Source organism: Kribbella sp. NPDC058693 (assembly GCF_042715335.1).
Taxonomy (GTDB): domain Bacteria; phylum Actinomycetota; class Actinomycetes; order Propionibacteriales; family Kribbellaceae; genus Kribbella; species Kribbella jiaozuonensis.
Genome location: NZ_JBHXSQ010000001.1, coordinates 315,012 through 332,738 on the forward strand (window position 1 = coordinate 315,012; position 17,727 = coordinate 332,738).

Below are 17,727 nucleotides of genomic sequence, written 5' to 3' on the forward strand. Positions count from 1 at the left end.
CCTAAGGTTGGTGGGCATGAGCCTGACACCCGCCGAACAGAAGGTGCTGGACCGGATCGACGAGGACCTGCTGGTGCGAGTCACGCAGGACCTGGTCCGGGCGCACGGGCAGAACCCGCCCGGCGAGGAGGCCGCCACCGCGGTCGCCCTCGCCGCGGCGGCCCGTGACCTCGGGCTCGACGTACAGACGTCTCCGGTGGAGCCTGGCCGGGAGAACGTGTCGATCACGCTTGCCGGCGGCAACAATCCCGGCCTGTTGCTGCTCGGCCACACCGACGTCGTACCGGTCGGCGACGGCTGGACGGTCGACCCGTACGGCGGTCTGCTCCGCGACGGCCGCATCTACGGCCGCGGCGCGTCCGACATGAAGGGCGGCCTGGCCGCAGCCCTGATCGCACTCGCTGCCCTCTGTGGCACCGCATTGACCGGCCCGGTCGAACTGGCCGCAGTCGTCGACGAGGAGGAAACCGGCAAAGGCATCCGCGCCTACATCGCCGAATCGAAGCGGCAGTACGCCGGCTGCATCACCGCCGAGCCGACCGACCTGCAGACGATCATCGCCGCCCGGGGCGACTCGTACCTTCGGGTCGAGGTACACGGTCGCGCCTCGCACGCCGGCAACCCGGACGGCGGCGCGAACGCGATCTACGGCGCGGCCGCCGTCGTCGCCGAGATCGAACGCCTACACGCGGAGCTTGCTACCGCACCACATCCCCTGCTCGGCCCCGCGACCTGGAGCGTCGGCCAGATCAACGGCGGCACCGGCGGCTCGATCGTCCCCGCCGAATGCGTGGTCGTCGCCGACCGCCGCCTCCTCCCCGGCGAGTCCCCCACCGAGGTACTCGCCGATCTGGGCCGCCGCGTAGCCGCCCTCCACCTCGAAGACCGCGGCCTGACCGTGGACCTCGCAATGCCGATGGAAATGCCCGCCTTCGAAACCGCCGACGACACCGCCCTGGTCCGCACCACCGAGTCCGCCCGCCTCGCCGCCGGCGGCCACCCGATGCCCCTAGCCGGCTGGACCGCAGCCTGCGACGGCGGCTACATCGCCCGCGACCTCGACGTACCCGTCATCGTCCTAGGCCCCGGCTCAGTAACCACCCAAGCCCACCGCGCCAACGAGTCGGTCCCCGTCACAGAACTCGTGACCGCAGCCCGCACCTACACCCTCACAGCCCTCCGCCTCCTTGGTTAGACAGGATGTTCGGATGACGAGTCGCCTGCTTCTGCATTCCGGTTCTGTTCTCGACGTCGTGTCCGGGGAGGTGCGTACGGCGGACGTCGTGGTGGAAGGTGATCGGATTGTCGACGTCGGGATCGGGTTGGATGGCGATGACGCGATCGACTGCAGCGGCGGGCTGATTGTTCCGGGGTTTGTCGATTGTCATACGCATGTGTGTATTGCGCAGACGCGGCTTGATCCGTTCGGGTTGCCGCGGTCGGTGCGGCCGTTGTCCGCTGTGCCGGTGTTGCGGACGTTGCTGCGGCTTGGGGTGACGACCGTGCGGGATGCGTGGGGTGCGGATGCCGGTGTGCGGATGGCCGTGGAGAAGGGCTGGATCGACGGGCCGGAGCTGTTGATCAGCCTGCGGCAGGTGGGTACGACGGGTGGGATCGGGGACCTGTGGGCGCCGCGGACCGGGGCGGTCGACTTCTTCGAGGATCCGTCGTTGCCGGATCCGATCTTCGACGGGGCCGATGGCGCGCGTGCCGTCGTACGGCGGATGGTGCGGGCCGGAGCGGATTGGATCAAGGTGACCGCGACCGGGTCGATGGCGATCGGGAAGGGCGTGCACGACATCGAGCTGACCGCTGACGAAATGAGCGCGCTCGTGGACGAGGCCCGACGGCGCGGTGGCCGGAAGGTGATGGTGCACGCGCACGGGGCGCGGGCGGTCGAGCTGGCGGCGCGGGCCGGGGCGGCGAGCATCGAGCACGGGACCTACCTGGATGAGGACGCAGTAGCAGCGATGGCCGAGGCAGGGACCTGGTACGTGCCGACCTTGTCCGTCACGCAGTCCGACCCCGAGCATGCACCCGAAGGCGCGGCCGAGGCGCACCGGGAGTCCATGCGGCTGGCGATCGACGCCGGCGTCCGGATCGCGATGGGCACCGACAATCCCGTACGGCCGCACATCGAAGCGCTGTGGGAGCTCAGGCACCTGGCGGCCGCAGGACTGGGCGATGCCGGTGCGTTGCGGGCGGCAACGATCGACGCCGCACGGTTGCTCGACCTCGCCGATGACCGCGGCGAGATCGCAGCCGGCAAGCGCGCCGATCTCGTCCTGCTGGATGGGACCGACCTGGACTGCACGGAACTCGAGGACCGGATCCGACGGGTCATTCACAACGGCTCCGAGATTTGACTCTGACACTGTGGCAGGTCGTAGACCGGGCGCATGATGACAGCTGGAGAGGTTGCTGAGCGGATCCGCACTGGTCAGGTCACGTCGCGTGAGGTGACGGAGGAGTTGCTGGCGAGGATCGCCTCAGACACTGAGGTGAACGCGGTGGTGGAGGTCCGGCCGGAGTACGCACTACAAGCGGCCGATGCAGCCGATGCGACCCCGTCGACAGGCCCGCTGCACGGCGTGCCGATGACGGTGAAGGATGCGATCAACGTCGCGGGGCTGCATACGACCTGGGGCAACCCGGCGTTCGCGGAGTACGTCGCCGACCAGGATGCGACCGTCGTTCAGCGGCTGCGGCGGGCCGGGGCGATCATCGTCGGGAAGAGCAACGTACACACGATGCTCGCCGACTTCGGCCAGACCGTGAGCGAGATCCACGGGCGGACCAACAACCCCGCCGACCTCAGTCGAACCCCCGGCGGTTCCAGCGGCGGCAGCGCAGCCGCGCTCGCCGCGGACCTCACGTATCTCGAGTACGGCTCCGACCTCGTCGGCTCGATCCGGCTCCCAGCGGCGTACTGCGGCGTGTACGGACTCAAGCCGACCAACGGCCTCGTCCCACAACGCGGCTTCCAGCCCCCGGGTACGCCGTACCAGCCGAGCGAACTCCCCAACCTGTCGGCCATCGGACCACTCGCCCGATCCGCCGCCGATCTACGGCTCGCCCTGCAAGTGACTGCCGGCCCCGAAGCGCCGTACTCGTGGCAGCTGACCCCACCACGGCACCGCCGACTGCAGGACTTCCGCGTCGGCGTCGTGACCGATCACCCGATGGCACCGGTCACCAGCGCGGTCGGCGACGCGATGGCCGCGACGATCGACCGGTTGGCTCGCAGCGGGGCGAAGATCGTCGAGGGCTGGCCGGACGGAGTGGATCCGGTGGAGCAGGCCGAGCAGTTCGGCGAGCAGGTCGGCCTGTTCTTCGCGCTCCACGGCGGCGAACCGACCGAGCTAACGCTCAACGACTTGCTCGCGACCGAACGCGCGCGGATGCTCGCGCGCGCCAAATGGCACTTCGAGGACATCGACGTCTTCCTGTGCCCGACCAGCTTCACACCCGCCTTCCCGCACGGCGAGACGACCATCAGCGGGCAGCCGTACGAAGCGCAGGTCTTCTGGATCGCCCACGCCTCGTTGATCGGCCACCCCGCCCTCAGCATGCCGATCGGACCTACCAAGGACGGCCTGCCCGTGGGCGCCCAGGTGATCGGGCCGTGGCACGAGGACGACACCGCGATCACGTTCGCGGAACTGCTGGCTGGTTGACTTCATCCCATGTTCGCGATCGGTGAGTTCGCACGACACGGGCGGGTGTCGATCCGGATGCTGCGGCACTACGACGCCCTCGGCCTGCTGCGACCTGCGTACGTCGATCCGTCGACCGGCTACCGCAGTTACACCGCCGGGCAGCTCGCCGACCTGAACCGGATCGTCGCGCTGAAGGATCTTGGCTTCACGCTCGAACAGGTCGGCGCGATGAAGGATCTCGGCCCGGACGAGCTCCGCGCGATGCTCACGCTGCGGCGGGCGCAGCTCGAGTCCACGGTGGCCGAGAGCTACGCGCGACTCGCGCAGGTCGAGTCCCGGTTGCGCAGCCTGGAAGGCGACGGCCCGGCCGCGGATGTCGTGGTCAAGGAGCTGCCTCCCGTACGACTCGTCGGTCTGACGGCGACCGCGGCCAGCTTCACACCGGACGACATCACGCCGGTGGTGCGCCCTCTCTGCGCCGAGCTCGGCCGCCGGCTGCCCGATGCCGACGTACATCCGTCCGGCCGACTCACCTGCCTGTACGAACGGAATCACGAATCCGAGGACGAGGTCGTCGTACGGGCAACGGTTCCGGCCGCGGTCGATGCCGGGGGCAACCTCAACGGACTCGAAGTGATCGACCTGCCGGCGATGCGCGCCGCGACGCTGGTGCATCGTGGACCGATCGACCAGGTCCTGCCGTCCTGGCAGGCACTCGCTCGCTGGATCGACGACAACGGTCGGCGAGCCGCCGAACCCGCTCGCGAGCTCTACCTCGACACCCCCGACGATCCCGCCGACTGGGTGACCGAGCTCCAGGAACCCTTGGATTAAGGCTTTTCCGCCAGCGCGGCGAGGCCGGCCACGATCACTGTGATGCCGAATTCGAACCGCTCGTCACCCGAGGCGCCGGACGTCAGCGGGCCTGACAGCGCGACCGTCAGCGGGAAACGATCGGCCGGCAGCGACTCGAAGTACGACCGCAGACCGCTGACGAATCGCTCGACATCCTCGGGGGTCCAGTCCGTCGCGCTCTGCACCGTCTCCTCAAAGGCGACCGCCGTCACGTAGAGCGGAATCAGATCGACCGCCCACGCGGCCGCCTGGTCCGGGATGTTGCCGGCCTTGAGCAGCGCCAGGATCCGCTCGGTGCTCATCAACGCCCGCTCCCCCAGCGGTACGGCGCCGATCGCGGCGCGCGCCACGCCCGGATTGGCCCGCATCGCGCGCAGCATCTCGCGCATCATCGCCTTCAACTGCTCCTGCCAGCGGTCCGGATCGATCGCGTCGTCGTACTTCATCTGCGCGGCGGCCCGCTCGACCAGCAGCTGATCCAGCTCGCGCTTGTTCGCGACGTGCGCGTAGAGCGACGCCGGCCCGGTGCCGAGCGCCTGCGCGACCTTCCGCATCGAGACCGCGTCGTACCCCGACTCGACCAGCACCCGCATCGCGGCGTCGACGATCCGCTCCCGGTTGAGCGGCTCCTTCGGCGTGCGGGTGGGCTTCGCGGGGGTGATCGGCTGCCACGGGGGTTGGGTCATACGAACACTGTACTTGACGCGAACACCGTTCGGTAGTAGAACAGTGTTCGTCAACGAACACCGTTCGCATCAATGAGGGGGCCGCCATGAGCACCGCACTAGAGAACCCACCCGAAATCACCACCGCCGCGAGCGGTACGCCGTACCGCTGGCGCTGGATCGTGCTCGCGACGATCCTGATCGCCGAGATCATGGACCTGGTCGACGCGACGATCGTCAACATCGCCGCCCCCTCGATCCGCGCCGACCTCGGCGGCTCCGAGTCCGCCATGCAGTGGATGCTGGCCGGCTACACGCTGGCCTTCGCGATCGGGCTGATCACCTTCGGCCGGCTCGGTGACCTGGTCGGCCGCCGGCGGCTGTTCGTCATCGGCGCCCTCGGGTTCACCCTCGCGTCCGCGGTCTGCGGGCTCGCGACCAGCCCCGAACTGCTGATCGGCAGCCGGGTCGCGCAGGGCCTGCTCGGCGCGGTGATGATCCCGCAGGGCTTCGCGATCCTGAAGTCGATCTTCCCGTCCGACGAACTCGGCAAGGCGTTCGCGATGTTCGGCCCGGTGATGGGACTGTCGGCCGTCGCCGGCCCGATCCTCGCCGGCGTGCTGATCGACGCGAACTGGTTCGACGCCGGCTGGCGCACGATCTTCTTCATCAACGTGCCGATCGGTATCGCGGCCCTCGTCGGCGCGCTGAAGTTCATGCCCGAGGTGAAGACGCCCGGCGCCTCCCGCCTCGACACCGCCGGGGTGCTGCTGGTCAGCCTCGCCTCAGGCCTGCTGATCTACCCGCTCGTCCAGGGCCGCGAGCTCGGCTGGCCGCTGTGGACGATCCTCATGCTGGTCGGCTCCGTCGTCACCTTCGCGCTGTTCGGCTGGCGTGAGCGTCGGTCCGGCAACCCGGTCATCGACCCGTCGCTGTTCCGCAACCGCGGGTACGTCGCCGGCCTCGGCGTGATCACCACGTTCTTCCTCGCGATGAACGGCTTCATGCTCGTGTTCAACCTGTTCACCCAGCTCGGCCTGCACTACAGCCCGCTGAAGGCCGGCCTCGCGATGGTGCCGTTCTCGCTCGGTATCGCGATCGGCGCGCCGCTGTCCGGCGGCCTGCTGGCCCCGAAGCTCGGCCGCAAGGCGCTGCAGCTCGGCGTCGCGGTGATGACCGTGGCGATGGCCGGCGTCTGGTTCACGCTGCACACCTACGGCGACGCGACCACGATCTGGAACCTGGTGCCGGCGACGCTCGCCACCGGGATCGGCGCCGGCCTGGTGTTCGCTCCGCTGTTCGACATCATCCTGGCCTCGATCGGCGACCAGGCCGCCGGTTCGGCGTCCGGCGTACTGACCGCCATGCAGCAGTACGGCGGGGCGATCGGCGTCGCGGTGATCGGTACCGTGTTCTTCCAGCTGCTGCCGTCGCACGCGTTCCTCGGCGCCACCAAGACGTCGGTCCTGGTCGCGATCGGGCTGTTCGTCGTCAGCCTCGCGGTCACCTTCCTACTCCCGAAGCGGGCCCGCGAGGACAGCGTCAGTCACGGCTGACGAACCCTTCCTTCACCAACCAGTCCATGGCGACGTCGGCGGGCTCACGTCCGTCGACGTCGACCTGGGCGTTCAGCTCGATCAGCACCGGGTCGGTCAGCTTGTCCGACACCGGCTGCAGCAGGTCCCGCAGCTGCGGGTACTCGTCCAGCACCTTCCTACTGATCACCGGTGCCACGTTGTACGCCGGGAAGTACTTCTTGTCGTCCTGCAACACCACGAGATCGAGCGACTTGATCCGCCCGTCGGTCGTGTAGATCTCCCCGAACCAGCAGTCCCCGTGACTCGTCGCGGCGTACACGGCGCCGGTGTCCAGGGTCCGGATGTTGTTCCGCGGTACGCCGGTACCCAGCGGAACCCCGTAATGCTTGAGCATCGGCTCGAACCCGTCGTTCCGGTTGGCGAACTCGGACTCGACGCAGAACGTGCGCTCCTTCGGCGGCAACGACGCGATCTGGGACAGCTTGGTGAGGTGCAGCCGCTCGGACTCCTTGCGGGTCACCGCGAAGCCGTAGCTGTTGTTCATCGGCGCCGGCTTCAGCCAGATCAGCCCGTACTTCTCCGCGTCCTCCTTGCTCACCGCGTCGTACTGCTTCTGCTTGTCGGGGATGCCGGTGTCGTGACCGAGGTACGAGATCCACGCCGTACCGGTGTATTCCCAGGCCATCTGGATCTGGCCGCCGATCATCGCCTGCCGCGACGTGTCACTGCCGGGCATGTTGGTCAGGTCCTGGACGTGTGCGCCGGCCGATTGCAGCAGGATCGCGGCGATCTTGCCGAGGATCAGCTGCTCCTGGAAGTTCTTCGACCCGATCGCGATCGTCAGCCCGTCCAGGCTCTTCACCGACCGCAGCTGGCCCTGCAGCGCGCCTGTCGGCACGAAACCGCCGCTGGTCCCCAGGCCACATCCGCTCAGCACCAGCGCAACCGCGCAGGCCATTGCCATCAGCCGCTTCATCCGAGCCCCCTCGGTCGGGTGACCTCTTCGAGCACTCGGCCCGCCCAGTCGATCAGCAGCGCGAGGGCGGCAACGAGTAGGGCGCCGCTGATCAGCACCGGATACCTGAGCAGGCGGATCCCGGTCGTGATCAGGCTGCCCAGTCCCCCGGCGTCGATGAACGTCGCGAGGGTCGCGGTGCCGACGACCAGGACCAACGCAGTACGGATGCCGGCCATGATCACCGGTACGGCGAGGGGCAGCTCGATCCGGCCGAGGACGGCGACGCTCGACATGCCCATCCCGCGACCGGCCTCGACCAGCGTCGGGTCGACACCTTGCAGGCCGACGATCGTGTTCCGCAGTACCGGCAGGATCGCGTACAGACAGAGGGCGAGGATCGCGGTCCAGAAGCCGAAGCCGAGCCAGATCGCGAGCAGCACGATCAGGCCGATCACCGGCGCGGCCTGACCTGCGTTCGCCACCGCGACGACCAGCGGGGCGGCACGGCGGGATCGCGGCCGAGTGAGCGCGATGCCGAGCGGTACGGCGATCAGCAGCACGATGATCGTGGCGACAACGGTGAGCTCCAGGTGCTGGAGCGTCAACTGACCGACGAGTTTCCAGTCGAGCTGTCGTTGCTCGATCGAGTCGAGCTCGGCCCGGGACCGCCAGATCGCCCACACCCCGACGACGATCGCGACGAACAACGGCTGCCCGATCAGCAAGCCCCACGACGGACGGCGGGCACGAGTAGCCGCGAGCCCTGCAGCCGCGGCCTTTGCGTCGGCCAGGTTCTCCTTCGACGGAGCGTCTTGGGTCACCGTCACTGCGCGACCTCCTCCGGCTCGGCGGACCCGTTGCCGTCCTGGATCCGGGCGAGCACCGTCTGGAAGTCGACGACGCCCAGGTACTCGTCCCGCCGGCCGGTGACGACCGCACTGCCGTGGCTCGACATCAGCATCGTGTCGAGCGCGTCGTTCAGCGTCGCCCGCCGGTCGATCGTGACCAGGTCCGTGTCCTCGTGCGGCGCCGGCACCCGGTCGATGTCGGACAGGTCCGTGGTCCACATCCAGTCCACCGGTCGCCGCCGTCGATCGAGTACGACGACCGAGTCGTCACCGGCCTGGTTGGCGGCCCGCAGTACGTCGGACGCCGCGTCACCGATCTCCGCGACCGTCGGCTGGCCGAGCTCGATCTCACTGACCCGGCTCAGCGTGAGCTGCTTGAGCGCCGCACCCGCGCCGACGAAGTCCGCGACGAACCGGTCGGCCGGGTTCGCCAGGATCGCTTCAGGCGTGTCGTACTGCGCGATGTTCGCACCCTCGGTCAGGATCAGGATCCGGTCGCCGAGCTTCACCGCCTCGTCGAAGTCGTGCGTGACGCAGACGATCGTCTTCCGCAGCTCCTCCTGGATGCTGAGCAGCTCGTCCTGCAACCGCTGCCGGGTGATCGGGTCGACCGCGCCGAACGGCTCGTCCATCAGGATCACCGGCGGATCGGCCGCGAGCCCGCGGGCCACCCCGACGCGTTGCTGCTGGCCGCCGGACAGCTCGCGCGGGTAGCGGTTGCGGTACCGGTCCGGGTCGAGGCCGACGAGTTCGAGCAGTTCGCCGACGCGTTCCGCCGTACGGGCCTTGTCCCAGCCGAGCAGGCCCGGGACCAGCGCGATGTTCTGCGTCACGGTCATGTGCGGGAACAGGCTGCCGCCCTGGATCACGTACCCGATCCGGCGGCGCAGGTCGTCGTCGTCCTGTTTGCCGATGTCTTCGCCGCCGATCCGGATACTGCCGGAGGTCGGCTCGATCAGCCGGTTGATCATCTTCAGCGAGGTGGTCTTGCCGCAGCCGGACGGGCCGACGAACATCACGATCTCGCCGGCCGGGATGTGCAGCGACAGGCCCTCGACGGCGGGTTTCCGCTGGCCCGGGTACCGCTTCACGACGTCGGTCAGCTCGATGTCGACGCCACTGATGGCAGGTTCGGTTTCAGGCACGGATACCCCTCGAGGTGGTCAGGCGGCCGACGAGCAGCAGCATGGCGTCCAGGATCAGAGCGAGCAGGACAACGCCGATCGTGCCGACCAGCGCGGAGTTCAGAGCGTTCTTGCCACCGATCTGGGTCAGGCCGGTGAAGATGAAGCTGCCCAGGCCGGGGCCGAGCACGTACGCCGCGATCGCCGCGATACCCATCGACATCTGGGCCGAGACGCGGACGCCGGCCAGGATCACCGGCCACGCCAGCGGCAGCTCGATCCGGAGCAGCGTCCGGATCGCTCCCATGCCCATCCCGCGCGCCGATTCGATCAGCGTCGCGTCGACGCCGGACAGCCCGACGACGGCGTTCCGCAGGATCGGCAGGCAGGCGTAGAAGGTGACCGCGATCACGGAGGTGGCGGTGCCGATGCCGGCCAGCGGGATCATCAGGCCGAGCAGCGCGAACGACGGGATGGTCAAACCGACGGCGCTGATCGCGCCGGCCAGCGACGCGACCCGCGGATTGCGGTGCACGACCACCGCCAGGCCGACCGCGATCACGGTGGCCAGCAAGACGCATTGGATGACCAGGCTGAGGTGCTGGTAGCTCTGGTAGAGCAGTTGTGAATGACGCTCAGTTATGTAGTCCCACACGCGGTAGCCGGTACCCAACAAGCGTTGGATTCACACGGTGGGACAGGTCATACCGGAGTCCGGACATGCCGAAGCCCCTGGTCACCGCGAGGGTGCCAGGGGCTTCAGAGGTAGATCAGTTGAACGAGTCGCCGCAGGCGCAGGAGCCGGTCGCGTTCGGGTTGTCGATCGTGAAGCCCTGCTTCTCGATCGTGTCCACGAAGTCGATCGACGCACCCTTGAGGTACGGCGCGCTCATCCGGTCGGTGACAACGCTCACACCACCGAAGTCGGCCACCACGTCACCGTCGAGCTGACGCTCGTCGAAGAACAGCTGGTACCGCAGTCCGGAGCAACCGCCCGGCTGCACGGCGACCCGCAGCGCGAGGTCGTCGCGGCCTTCCTGGTCGAGCAGCGCCTTCACCTTGGCGGCGGCCCCGTCGGTGAGAAGAACACCAGTGGCGACGGCCTGCTCGGTCTGCGCTTCAGTCATCCCTGACTCCAGTCATCTGCTCAAGTGCCGACCTACAGCTCGCCAGCACGGAAGTCTCTTGTCAACACGCACCAACATCGGCCGGTCCGCGCTCATTCCCATGGTCGCACACCAATTTCACGGATCAACTACCACGGTCGATCGGTGATCAGCGCGCCCAGGTCCGGGCGACACGCTCCGCGACCGTCGCGAGCGAGCCGTGCGGGTCCGCGAACGCCTGCTCCTCGCCGACCACGTCGACCAGCGCGTACGCCGACTCCACCCCCATCGTGCGCATCTCCCGCGCCCCGATCAACACCTTGCCGGCAAGTACGACGCACGGCCGCATCGCGTCGTTCGCCACCTTCGCGACGCCGGCGATCACCTTCCCGTCCCGCGACTGGAAGTCGAACGCTCCCTCACCGCTCAGGACGAGGTCCACCTGCGCGGCCTTCTGCTTGAGCCCGGTGAGCTCGGCCACGAGGTCGATGCCCGAGACGCGCTCGGCGCCGAGGAGCAGGAGGGCGTAGCCGAGCCCGCCCGCGGCGCCCGCGCCCTTCTGGTCAGCTGTCTTGCGATCCGCCAGCTCGGCGAAGTGAGTCAGGAATCCGTCGACGGCAGGCTTCCGGTCGTCGCCGATGCCCTTCTGCGCCCCGAAGATGTTGGTCGCACCCCGCAGCCCGAGCATCGGATTCTCCACGTCACTGGCCGCGACAAACTCAACCCCCGCGACCCGATCGCGCGCAGGCTGGAGATCCACCGCGGTCAGCTGCGCCAGCCCCGCAGCGCCGCCGTCCAGGTGACCTGATTCACCCGTGGCTCCGAGCGCGGCGAGCATGCCGGCGCCGGCGTCGTTCGTGCCGGAGCCGCCGAGGCCGAGGATGATCCGCTTCGCGCCGGCGTCCACCGCGGCGGCGACCAGCTGCCCCACGCCGTACGTCGTCGCCTCCTCGGGCCGCCGCTCCTTCGGCTCCACGAGATGCAACCCGCACGCCTGCGCGGTCTCGACGTACGCCGTCTCCCCCGCCATCAGCACCGTCGCCGGGGTCGCCTCACCCAGCGGGCCACGGACCGTGACCGAGAGCAACGTCCCGTCGACAACCGCGGACAGTACGTCGATGAAGCCCGGCCCACCATCCGCCATCGGCGCGACGAGCACCTCGGCCCCCGGGTCCCGGCGCCGCCACCCTTCCTCGATGGCCGCAGCCGCTTCCACAGCCGTCAACGTGCCCGCGAACTTGTCCGGCGCAATCAGGATCCGCATGCCGCCATCCTCTCCCACCCGCCGGCGTTGACGTCGCCGAGTGCCGCCAGTTGGATCGTTCACCATGAAGACAGTCCTGTTCGCACTCCGCGTGAGTGAACTCGAACGCTCACTCGCCTTCTACACCACGGTCGGCTACGTGAACCTCGGCACGGTCCCGTTCGACGACGGCTCCAGCCTGGTCTGGCTCCGGCTGCCTGCCGAGCTGTCGGTATCCCTCGAACTCGTCCACCGCCCCGCCGACGGTCCCGTCGAGGTCGGCGGCTTCCAGCACTTCGCGATCGAGGTCGACTCCCTCACCAAAACCCTCGCCCGCCTCACCGCAGCCGGCCTCAACCCCGCCGAGCCCGAACTCCCCGGCGGCCCCGAAGGCCCGAAAACCTCCCAGCTACTCGACCCCGACGGCTACCGCATCGAACTCGTCGAGTGGCCCCCGAGCGGCCCACCCACGTTCGAATGACCGCGACCTGGCCGACCACGGCTGTCGAGGCAATCGCCGTACAGGAGAAGCTGCGCGGGCTGGTCGAGGTCAAGGACGTCGGACCGACACCGCGCCACGTCGCCGGGCTGGACGTCGCATACGACGGGGACCGGCTTGCTGCTGCTGTCGTAGTCCTCGACCGGGAGACGCTTGCTGAAGTGGACCGGTCGGTTGTCCGCGGCGAGACCACGTTCCCGTATGTGCCGGGGTTGTTCGCATTCCGCGAGGTGCCGGCCCTGCTCACTGCCCTCGAACACCTCACAACAACACCTGACCTCCTGGTCTGCGACGGCCAGGGCCTCGCCCATCCCCGCCGCTTCGGCCTGGCCTGCCACCTCGGCGTGCTAACAGGCATCCCATCAATCGGCGCGGCGAAGACCGCCTTCATCGGACAACACGAGGACCTCGGACCGGAGCGTGGCGCGACGACAGATCTGATGGATGGCGACGAGGTCGTGGGAGCCGTCCTGCGAACACAGGACGGAGTCAAACCGCTGTACGTGTCCGTCGGCCACCGGGTGAGCCTGACGACCGCCATCCACCACGTCCTGCACTTGACCCCGCGCTACCGATTGCCGGAGACAACCAGAGCAGCCGACCACGCCTGCCGGGAAGGATTGCGGGATGACTGACGTCGTCGTGGTCTACCCGGACGGCAATCGCGTGCAGGTAGTCGGCGTGATCTTCACGCCGGGACGTGCTGATTTCATTGTTTGGGCGGTGAGATGCGCCACGCGGCATGAGTCGGCAGCCGTGGCACGATGTCTGGTGTGGCGACGATCGCAGGCGGTTCGAAGGGTCTTCCGTTGTTGTTTCTGGGGCAGAACACCGACGCGCACTCGGAGCGCGGTGTCGAGTGTCCGGGGGCGCTTCCGCCGGCGTCGGATCCGGATCTGGTCGAGCGGGCGTTGAAGGCCAAGGCGGCGTTGGGCGATCAGGTGTTCGTGCTCGGGCACCACTACCAGCGCGACGAGGTGATCCGGTTCGCGGACGTCACCGGTGACTCGTTCAAGCTCGCGCGCGACGCGGCCAACCGGCCGGACGCGCCGTACATCGTGTTCTGCGGTGTGCACTTCATGGCCGAGTCCGCCGATATCCTCACCAACGACCAGCAGACAGTGATCCTGCCGGACCTCGCGGCCGGTTGCTCGATGGCCGACATGGCGCGCATCCAGCAGGTCGAGGCGGCCTGGGACGCACTGGCCGACGCCGGCGTCGCGGACGTGACCGTCCCGGTCACCTACATGAACTCGTCCGCGGACATCAAGGCGTTCTGCGGTCGCAATGGCGGCGTTGTCTGTACGTCGAGCAACGCCGAGACCGCGCTCAACTGGGCGTTCGAGAAGGGCGAGAAGGTGCTCTTCCTGCCCGACCAGCACCTCGGCCGCAACACCGCCGTACTCCAGCTGGGCCTGAGTCTCGACGACTGCGTCGTGTACGACCCGCACAAGCCGGGCGGCGGGCTGACCCGCGAGCAGCTGACCGCGGCGAAGATGATCCTGTGGCGCGGGCACTGCTCGGTGCACGGCCGGTTCACCGCCGAGTCGGTCGACGACGTCCGTTCGCGGGTCCCCGGCGTGAACGTGATCGTCCATCCGGAGTGCCGCCACGAGGTGGTCACGAAGGCCGATCTGGTCGGCTCGACGGAGTACATCATCCAGGCCCTGGAGACCGCGGAGCCCGGTACGTCGTGGGCCGTGGGCACCGAGCTCAACCTGGTGCAGCGGTTGGCGAAGCAGCACACCGACAAGAACATCGTGTTCCTCGACAAGACGGTCTGCTACTGCGCGACGATGAACCGGATCGACCTACCGCATTTCGTCTGGGCCCTCGAGAACCTCGTCGCCGGCCACGTGGTCAACCCGATCAAGGTCGACGCCGACACCGAGAAGTACGCCAAGCTGGCCCTCGACCGCATGCTCGCCCTCCCCGGCAAGACCGAACGCGACTAGGACTTCGGAGCCTCGAACTCGAAGTCGTAGCCGACGGCATCGAGCCGTGCGACCAGCGGCTCGAGGTCGGCGATCAGCTCGTCGATCTCATGCGGCTCCAGGCAGTCGTACGCCGGAGCCGCGAGCGTGTCCGTGACCGCCTCGATCTGGTCCTTGAGCGCACGCCCCGCCGGCGTGAACCCGTCCGACGCGTCGACCAGCCCACGGATCCGCAGACCGTCGACGACCGACTCCAGCTGCTCGTCCGACAGCGGATCCAGCCGGCCGTACGCGCGCGGCTTCATCCCGGTGTCGATCGCGGCGAACACGTGCGCCTCCTGCCCGTCGATGCCAGCGGCAACCAGTGCGATGTTGTGGCCGTCGCCGCGGTGTTCGCGCAGCAGAGTCGCCGCGTGCCACAGACGGGTCACCGGCTCGTCCGGCACGGGCAGCGACCGCAGTCCGGCGTACAGGATCCGTCCCTCGGTCGGTGCGTTCAGCGCTGCGCGGATGGCGAGGTCCGCGGCCCGGGCGAGCTCGGGGCTGTCGACCAGATCGCCGAGGATGCGGCGCAGGGCGGTCACGCAGCCCTCCCGGTTGGCGGCGAGCGCGGCCTCGGGGGTGGTGATGTCCCAGACGGCCGGGATGCAGGCGGCGACCTCGCCGGGGACGAAGTTGTAGAAGAGCGCGTCCACCACCTCGGCAGGCACCCGACCGAGCGGCGCGGACCGCGAGGCGAAGTACCCCGGCCAGTAGCCCTCGAAGCCGAGAGCCTGCAGCGCATACATCGGCTCGTCGGCCATGTACGCGACCAGGTGGAGCGGTTCGAGCAGCTGCTGCGTCAGGCGGCGAGCAACGGCTGCCTTGGTGATGTCAGACATCCTGACCTCCGGTGGTGGGCCGGCCCGTTGCCGGTCTCTCACCCTGGCTACGAACTCGCTCGACACCGTTCGACATCGAGCGAAGAAGTTTTTCTCAGTACGACACGCGGGCCGGCGCGTACCACTCGGCGAGGATCTCCGGGAGCCGATCAGGACCCCAGCGATCGACCGGCGTGATCCGCCCGCGCAGCGACGCCAGCCCCTTGGCCAGCCCACCGACCACGTCGCCCTGCCACGGAACACTCACGCCCTCGTCGGGACCGACGATGACCGCCGGCCCACCACGATCCACGCACACCACGGGACAACCTGACGCCAGCGCCTCGGTCACCGCCCAGCCTGCGGCCTCCCGCAAAGCCGGAGCGATGAGCGCATCGGCGCGGAACATCGCGGCCAGGACGTCCTCACGCGGCAACGCCCCCATGAACTCGACCCGGTCACGTACGCCGAGCTGCCAGGCAAGCCCCTCAGCGCGTCCCCAGTCCGGACCGTCACCGATGATCCGCAGCTCCCAGTTGGACGCCTCCGTGCGGGCCAGCGCACTCACCGCGAGCAGCACGCCCTTCCACGGGATCAACCGGCCGACGAAGAGCGCGGTTTTGATGCCGGGGGCACCGAACGGCTCGTACGGACCGGAGGCGGTGAAGCGCCGGATCGCCACGTTCGGCTGGACCACGATCTGCTTGGCGTACGGCCGGAACGCCTCCGCCACATCGTTGTTCTGGGCAACCATGAGGTCGGCGGTCTGCGCCATCCGCCGCCCGGTCAGCCGGCGGCGGAGGCCGGTGTACGCACGGCGTACCAGCTCTCCCACCACGCCGCGCGGACCGAGCCAGTGCGACATCGCGAGCGGAGCGGTGGTCGATCCGCCGACCGGCCCCCAGATCACCTTCGCCGACGACTCCTCCACCACGCCGGCGCCCATCCAGTCCACCGCGAAGGTCAAATGATGGATCACATCGAACGACTGCTCGGAGTGCAGGCGTCGCGCCGTACGGCGGGCCAGGCCCTGCCACAACGGGTAGTACCAGTACACGTCCGACGGCCGTCGCCGCAGCCGCAGGATCCACCGCGGCATCTCCAGCGGTACGACGGTCAGCCCTGGCACCGGCCGGACCGCGAGCTCCGCGTCGATCTCGTGCAGGAACTTGCCGCGGGTCAGCAGCCAGACGTCGTGGTCCCGCGCCGCCGCCTTCGCCCACGCCCATCCCGCGCCCGGCTCGGACCCGCCCGTCGGCCGGCAGGCGTACGCGCTGAGCAGTACCTTCGGCCGGCCAGGCATCAGCTCATCCCCTCCAGAAGCCTGCGCAGATCGGTGCTCGAGGTGGAGGCGGTGTACGGGAAATAGTGCACCTGTGCGCCGACCTCACCCAGCAGCCTCTCCAGTCTCGTCCCCTTTTCCGTTCCCTTCCAGTCGTCGCCTTTGAAGAGAACGTCGTACCGCAGTTGTTTCCACATCTCGAACTTGTCGCTCGACCAGTCGCTGATCACCTCGTCGACGAGGTCGAGCGCTCGAATGACGTCCATCCGCTCCTGGTGCGGAACGACCGGCGGACGGCCCTTGATCCGGGTCACCACGTCGTCCTCGACCACGCCGGCGATCAGGTGATCGCAGTGCTCGCGGGCGCGGCGCAGGATGTTCAGGTGCCCGATGTGGAACATGTCGTAGACACCGGGGGCGTACCCGACGATCGCCATCAGGCCTGCACCCCCAGGACCGCCATCTCCCGGTACCACTTCGCGACGGCGCCCGCGAGGAAGACCAGGTTCAGCACGAGCAGGGCGCCGTACAGCACGACGAAGAGCGACGGCGTACCGAAGGTGAGGAAGACCAGGCACAGCACGCCGTAGTCGGTCGGTGCGATGAGCAACGACTTGAGCACCGAATCGCCACGCTGGTTGGGTTTCGCGGCCCCGCCGTGGCGGCGGCGCAGCTGGTCGATCAGGATCAGCCCGAAGAACAGCACCGACGACATGCAGACGTAGGCGAGCGGGACGAGCAACACCAACTCGTTGTCAAAGGCATCGAATCGGTAGAACGAGATCAGTACGGCGCTGTGCAGCAGGACGATCTTGACGGCGTCGATCATGTGGTCGAGCCACTCACCCAGCGGCGACCCGCCGCCGCGCAACCGGGCCAGCTGCCCGTCCGCGGAATCCAGCCCGTAGCCGAGCACGAGCAGCAGGGTCACGACCAGCGCGAGCAGGAACGACGGCCGGACTGTTGCCACCAGCACGATTCCCACCAGCGAACAGAAACCCGAGGCCAGGCTCACCTGGTTCGGCGTCCGCCGCCCGAGGAACGCCGCCGCCGCGAACACCCGCCCGATCCGCCGATTCACGAACCGCGAGTACGCCGGCGTACCGGCAGACGGCTTCTGTGCCTGCGAGAGCTGCGCGACGGTCTCGCGCATTGA

At 68.6% G+C, this 17,727-nt stretch carries 19 protein-coding genes; 8 read left to right on the top strand and 11 right to left on the bottom strand.

Going from position 1 to position 17,727, the window contains the following annotated elements; translation table 11 throughout:
• Nucleotides 1-16: 16 nt before the first annotated feature.
• Genes ACFWUU_RS01525 through ACFWUU_RS01540 form a run of 4 tightly spaced genes read left to right on the top strand, consistent with a single transcriptional unit; the run spans nucleotide 17 to nucleotide 4,493 of the window.
• Nucleotides 17-1,195: a M20 family metallopeptidase gene (locus tag ACFWUU_RS01525; RefSeq protein ID WP_380171758.1), complete on the top strand. Its 1,179-nt coding sequence runs from the start codon at nucleotides 17-19 to the stop codon at nucleotides 1,193-1,195.
• Between the two features lie 13 nt (nucleotides 1,196-1,208).
• Nucleotides 1,209-2,366, top strand: coding sequence for an amidohydrolase family protein (locus ACFWUU_RS01530; RefSeq protein WP_380171761.1), 1,158 nt, complete (start codon nucleotides 1,209-1,211; stop codon nucleotides 2,364-2,366).
• Between the two features lie 33 nt (nucleotides 2,367-2,399).
• Entirely contained in the window at nucleotides 2,400-3,677 is a 1,278-nt protein-coding gene (locus ACFWUU_RS01535) for an amidase family protein (RefSeq protein WP_380171763.1), read from the top strand.
• 9 nt (nucleotides 3,678-3,686) lie between these two features.
• Entirely contained in the window at nucleotides 3,687-4,493 is an 807-nt protein-coding gene (locus tag ACFWUU_RS01540) for a MerR family transcriptional regulator (RefSeq protein ID WP_380171765.1), read from the top strand.
• On the opposite strand, the gene ACFWUU_RS01545 is transcribed toward ACFWUU_RS01540, so the two are convergent.
• Entirely contained in the window at nucleotides 4,490-5,200 is a 711-nt protein-coding gene (locus tag ACFWUU_RS01545) for a TetR/AcrR family transcriptional regulator (RefSeq protein WP_380171767.1), read from the bottom strand. The two genes, ACFWUU_RS01540 and ACFWUU_RS01545, sit on opposite strands and share 4 nt — an antisense overlap.
• Before the next feature lie 86 nt (nucleotides 5,201-5,286).
• Between ACFWUU_RS01545 and ACFWUU_RS01550 the strand changes: the two genes are divergently transcribed.
• Nucleotides 5,287-6,735: a DHA2 family efflux MFS transporter permease subunit gene (locus tag ACFWUU_RS01550; RefSeq protein WP_380171769.1), complete on the top strand. Its 1,449-nt coding sequence runs from the start codon at nucleotides 5,287-5,289 to the stop codon at nucleotides 6,733-6,735.
• Here ACFWUU_RS01550 and ACFWUU_RS01555 read toward each other — a convergent pair.
• The 6 genes from ACFWUU_RS01555 to ACFWUU_RS01580 form a co-directional block, all read right to left on the bottom strand.
• Entirely contained in the window at nucleotides 6,722-7,693 is a 972-nt protein-coding gene (locus ACFWUU_RS01555; RefSeq protein WP_380171771.1) for a glycine betaine ABC transporter substrate-binding protein, read from the bottom strand. The two genes, ACFWUU_RS01550 and ACFWUU_RS01555, sit on opposite strands and share 14 nt — an antisense overlap.
• Nucleotides 7,690-8,502, bottom strand: a complete 813-nt coding sequence (locus ACFWUU_RS01560) for an ABC transporter permease (RefSeq protein ID WP_380171773.1) — start codon at nucleotides 8,500-8,502, stop codon at nucleotides 7,690-7,692. The genes ACFWUU_RS01555 and ACFWUU_RS01560 overlap by 4 nt, the downstream gene beginning before the upstream one ends.
• A complete protein-coding gene (locus ACFWUU_RS01565) occupies nucleotides 8,499-9,668 on the bottom strand; it encodes a betaine/proline/choline family ABC transporter ATP-binding protein (RefSeq protein ID WP_380171775.1) in 1,170 nt (389 codons plus the stop codon). Before ACFWUU_RS01565 ends, ACFWUU_RS01560 begins: the two co-directional genes overlap by 4 nt.
• Nucleotides 9,661-10,302 carry an ABC transporter permease gene (locus ACFWUU_RS01570; protein WP_137254395.1) on the bottom strand — a complete coding sequence of 214 codons (642 nt, stop codon included), beginning with the start codon at nucleotides 10,300-10,302 and terminating at the stop codon, nucleotides 9,661-9,663. Before ACFWUU_RS01570 ends, ACFWUU_RS01565 begins: the two co-directional genes overlap by 8 nt.
• Before the next feature lie 115 nt (nucleotides 10,303-10,417).
• On the bottom strand, nucleotides 10,418-10,774 hold the full coding sequence (locus tag ACFWUU_RS01575) for an iron-sulfur cluster assembly accessory protein (protein WP_130446795.1): 357 nt from the start codon (nucleotides 10,772-10,774) through the stop codon (nucleotides 10,418-10,420).
• 148 nt (nucleotides 10,775-10,922) lie between these two features.
• Nucleotides 10,923-12,017, bottom strand: a complete 1,095-nt coding sequence (locus ACFWUU_RS01580; protein ID WP_380171776.1) for a glycerate kinase — start codon at nucleotides 12,015-12,017, stop codon at nucleotides 10,923-10,925.
• A gap of 64 nt (nucleotides 12,018-12,081) precedes the next feature.
• Here ACFWUU_RS01580 and ACFWUU_RS01585 point away from each other — a divergent pair, with 64 nt between their 5' ends.
• From ACFWUU_RS01585 to nadA, 3 genes are all read left to right on the top strand, one after another.
• Nucleotides 12,082-12,477 carry a VOC family protein gene (locus tag ACFWUU_RS01585; protein ID WP_380171778.1) on the top strand — a complete coding sequence of 132 codons (396 nt, stop codon included), beginning with the start codon at nucleotides 12,082-12,084 and terminating at the stop codon, nucleotides 12,475-12,477.
• The gene (gene nfi, locus ACFWUU_RS01590; protein ID WP_380171780.1) at nucleotides 12,474-13,130 is read left to right on the top strand and encodes a deoxyribonuclease V; all 657 of its coding nucleotides are present in this window, start codon (nucleotides 12,474-12,476) and stop codon (nucleotides 13,128-13,130) included. The genes ACFWUU_RS01585 and nfi overlap by 4 nt, the downstream gene beginning before the upstream one ends.
• A gap of 129 nt (nucleotides 13,131-13,259) precedes the next feature.
• On the top strand, nucleotides 13,260-14,450 hold the full coding sequence (gene nadA, locus ACFWUU_RS01595) for a quinolinate synthase NadA (RefSeq protein ID WP_380171782.1): 1,191 nt from the start codon (nucleotides 13,260-13,262) through the stop codon (nucleotides 14,448-14,450).
• Here nadA and ACFWUU_RS01600 read toward each other — a convergent pair.
• From ACFWUU_RS01600 to ACFWUU_RS01615, 4 genes are all read right to left on the bottom strand, one after another.
• A complete protein-coding gene (locus ACFWUU_RS01600; RefSeq protein WP_380171784.1) occupies nucleotides 14,447-15,310 on the bottom strand; it encodes a MarR family transcriptional regulator in 864 nt (287 codons plus the stop codon). The genes nadA and ACFWUU_RS01600 overlap by 4 nt on opposite strands.
• Nucleotides 15,311-15,404: 94 nt before the next feature.
• On the bottom strand, nucleotides 15,405-16,592 hold the full coding sequence (locus ACFWUU_RS01605) for a glycosyltransferase (protein WP_380171785.1): 1,188 nt from the start codon (nucleotides 16,590-16,592) through the stop codon (nucleotides 15,405-15,407).
• Nucleotides 16,592-17,008: an adenylyltransferase/cytidyltransferase family protein gene (locus tag ACFWUU_RS01610; RefSeq protein ID WP_137254389.1), complete on the bottom strand. Its 417-nt coding sequence runs from the start codon at nucleotides 17,006-17,008 to the stop codon at nucleotides 16,592-16,594. The genes ACFWUU_RS01605 and ACFWUU_RS01610 overlap by 1 nt, the downstream gene beginning before the upstream one ends.
• Nucleotides 17,008-17,724 (bottom strand): CDP-alcohol phosphatidyltransferase family protein, encoded by a 717-nt coding sequence (locus ACFWUU_RS01615; RefSeq protein WP_380171787.1) that lies wholly within the window; start codon nucleotides 17,722-17,724, stop codon nucleotides 17,008-17,010. The genes ACFWUU_RS01610 and ACFWUU_RS01615 overlap by 1 nt, the downstream gene beginning before the upstream one ends.
• Nucleotides 17,725-17,727: the final 3 nt, after the last annotated feature.

Excerpts from the sequence above, each read along its gene's own strand:
- ACFWUU_RS01525 (WP_380171758.1), top strand. The coding sequence starts at position 17 with ATGAGCCTGACACCCGCCGAACAGAAGGTGCTGGACCGGATCGACGAG.
- ACFWUU_RS01530 (WP_380171761.1), top strand. The coding sequence starts at position 1,209 with ATGACGAGTCGCCTGCTTCTGCATTCCGGTTCTGTTCTCGACGTCGTG.
- ACFWUU_RS01535 (WP_380171763.1), top strand. The coding sequence starts at position 2,400 with ATGATGACAGCTGGAGAGGTTGCTGAGCGGATCCGCACTGGTCAGGTC.
- ACFWUU_RS01540 (WP_380171765.1), top strand. The coding sequence starts at position 3,687 with ATGTTCGCGATCGGTGAGTTCGCACGACACGGGCGGGTGTCGATCCGG.
- ACFWUU_RS01545 (WP_380171767.1), bottom strand. The coding sequence starts at position 5,200 with ATGACCCAACCCCCGTGGCAGCCGATCACCCCCGCGAAGCCCACCCGC.
- ACFWUU_RS01550 (WP_380171769.1), top strand. The coding sequence starts at position 5,287 with ATGAGCACCGCACTAGAGAACCCACCCGAAATCACCACCGCCGCGAGC.
- ACFWUU_RS01555 (WP_380171771.1), bottom strand. The coding sequence starts at position 7,693 with ATGAAGCGGCTGATGGCAATGGCCTGCGCGGTTGCGCTGGTGCTGAGC.
- ACFWUU_RS01575 (WP_130446795.1), bottom strand. The coding sequence starts at position 10,774 with ATGACTGAAGCGCAGACCGAGCAGGCCGTCGCCACTGGTGTTCTTCTC.
- ACFWUU_RS01580 (WP_380171776.1), bottom strand. The coding sequence starts at position 12,017 with ATGCGGATCCTGATTGCGCCGGACAAGTTCGCGGGCACGTTGACGGCT.
- ACFWUU_RS01585 (WP_380171778.1), top strand. The coding sequence starts at position 12,082 with ATGAAGACAGTCCTGTTCGCACTCCGCGTGAGTGAACTCGAACGCTCA.
- nfi (WP_380171780.1), top strand. The coding sequence starts at position 12,474 with ATGACCGCGACCTGGCCGACCACGGCTGTCGAGGCAATCGCCGTACAG.
- nadA (WP_380171782.1), top strand. The coding sequence starts at position 13,260 with ATGTCTGGTGTGGCGACGATCGCAGGCGGTTCGAAGGGTCTTCCGTTG.
- ACFWUU_RS01600 (WP_380171784.1), bottom strand. The coding sequence starts at position 15,310 with ATGTCTGACATCACCAAGGCAGCCGTTGCTCGCCGCCTGACGCAGCAG.
- ACFWUU_RS01605 (WP_380171785.1), bottom strand. The coding sequence starts at position 16,592 with ATGCCTGGCCGGCCGAAGGTACTGCTCAGCGCGTACGCCTGCCGGCCG.
- ACFWUU_RS01610 (WP_137254389.1), bottom strand. The coding sequence starts at position 17,008 with ATGGCGATCGTCGGGTACGCCCCCGGTGTCTACGACATGTTCCACATC.
- ACFWUU_RS01615 (WP_380171787.1), bottom strand. The coding sequence starts at position 17,724 with ATGCGCGAGACCGTCGCGCAGCTCTCGCAGGCACAGAAGCCGTCTGCC.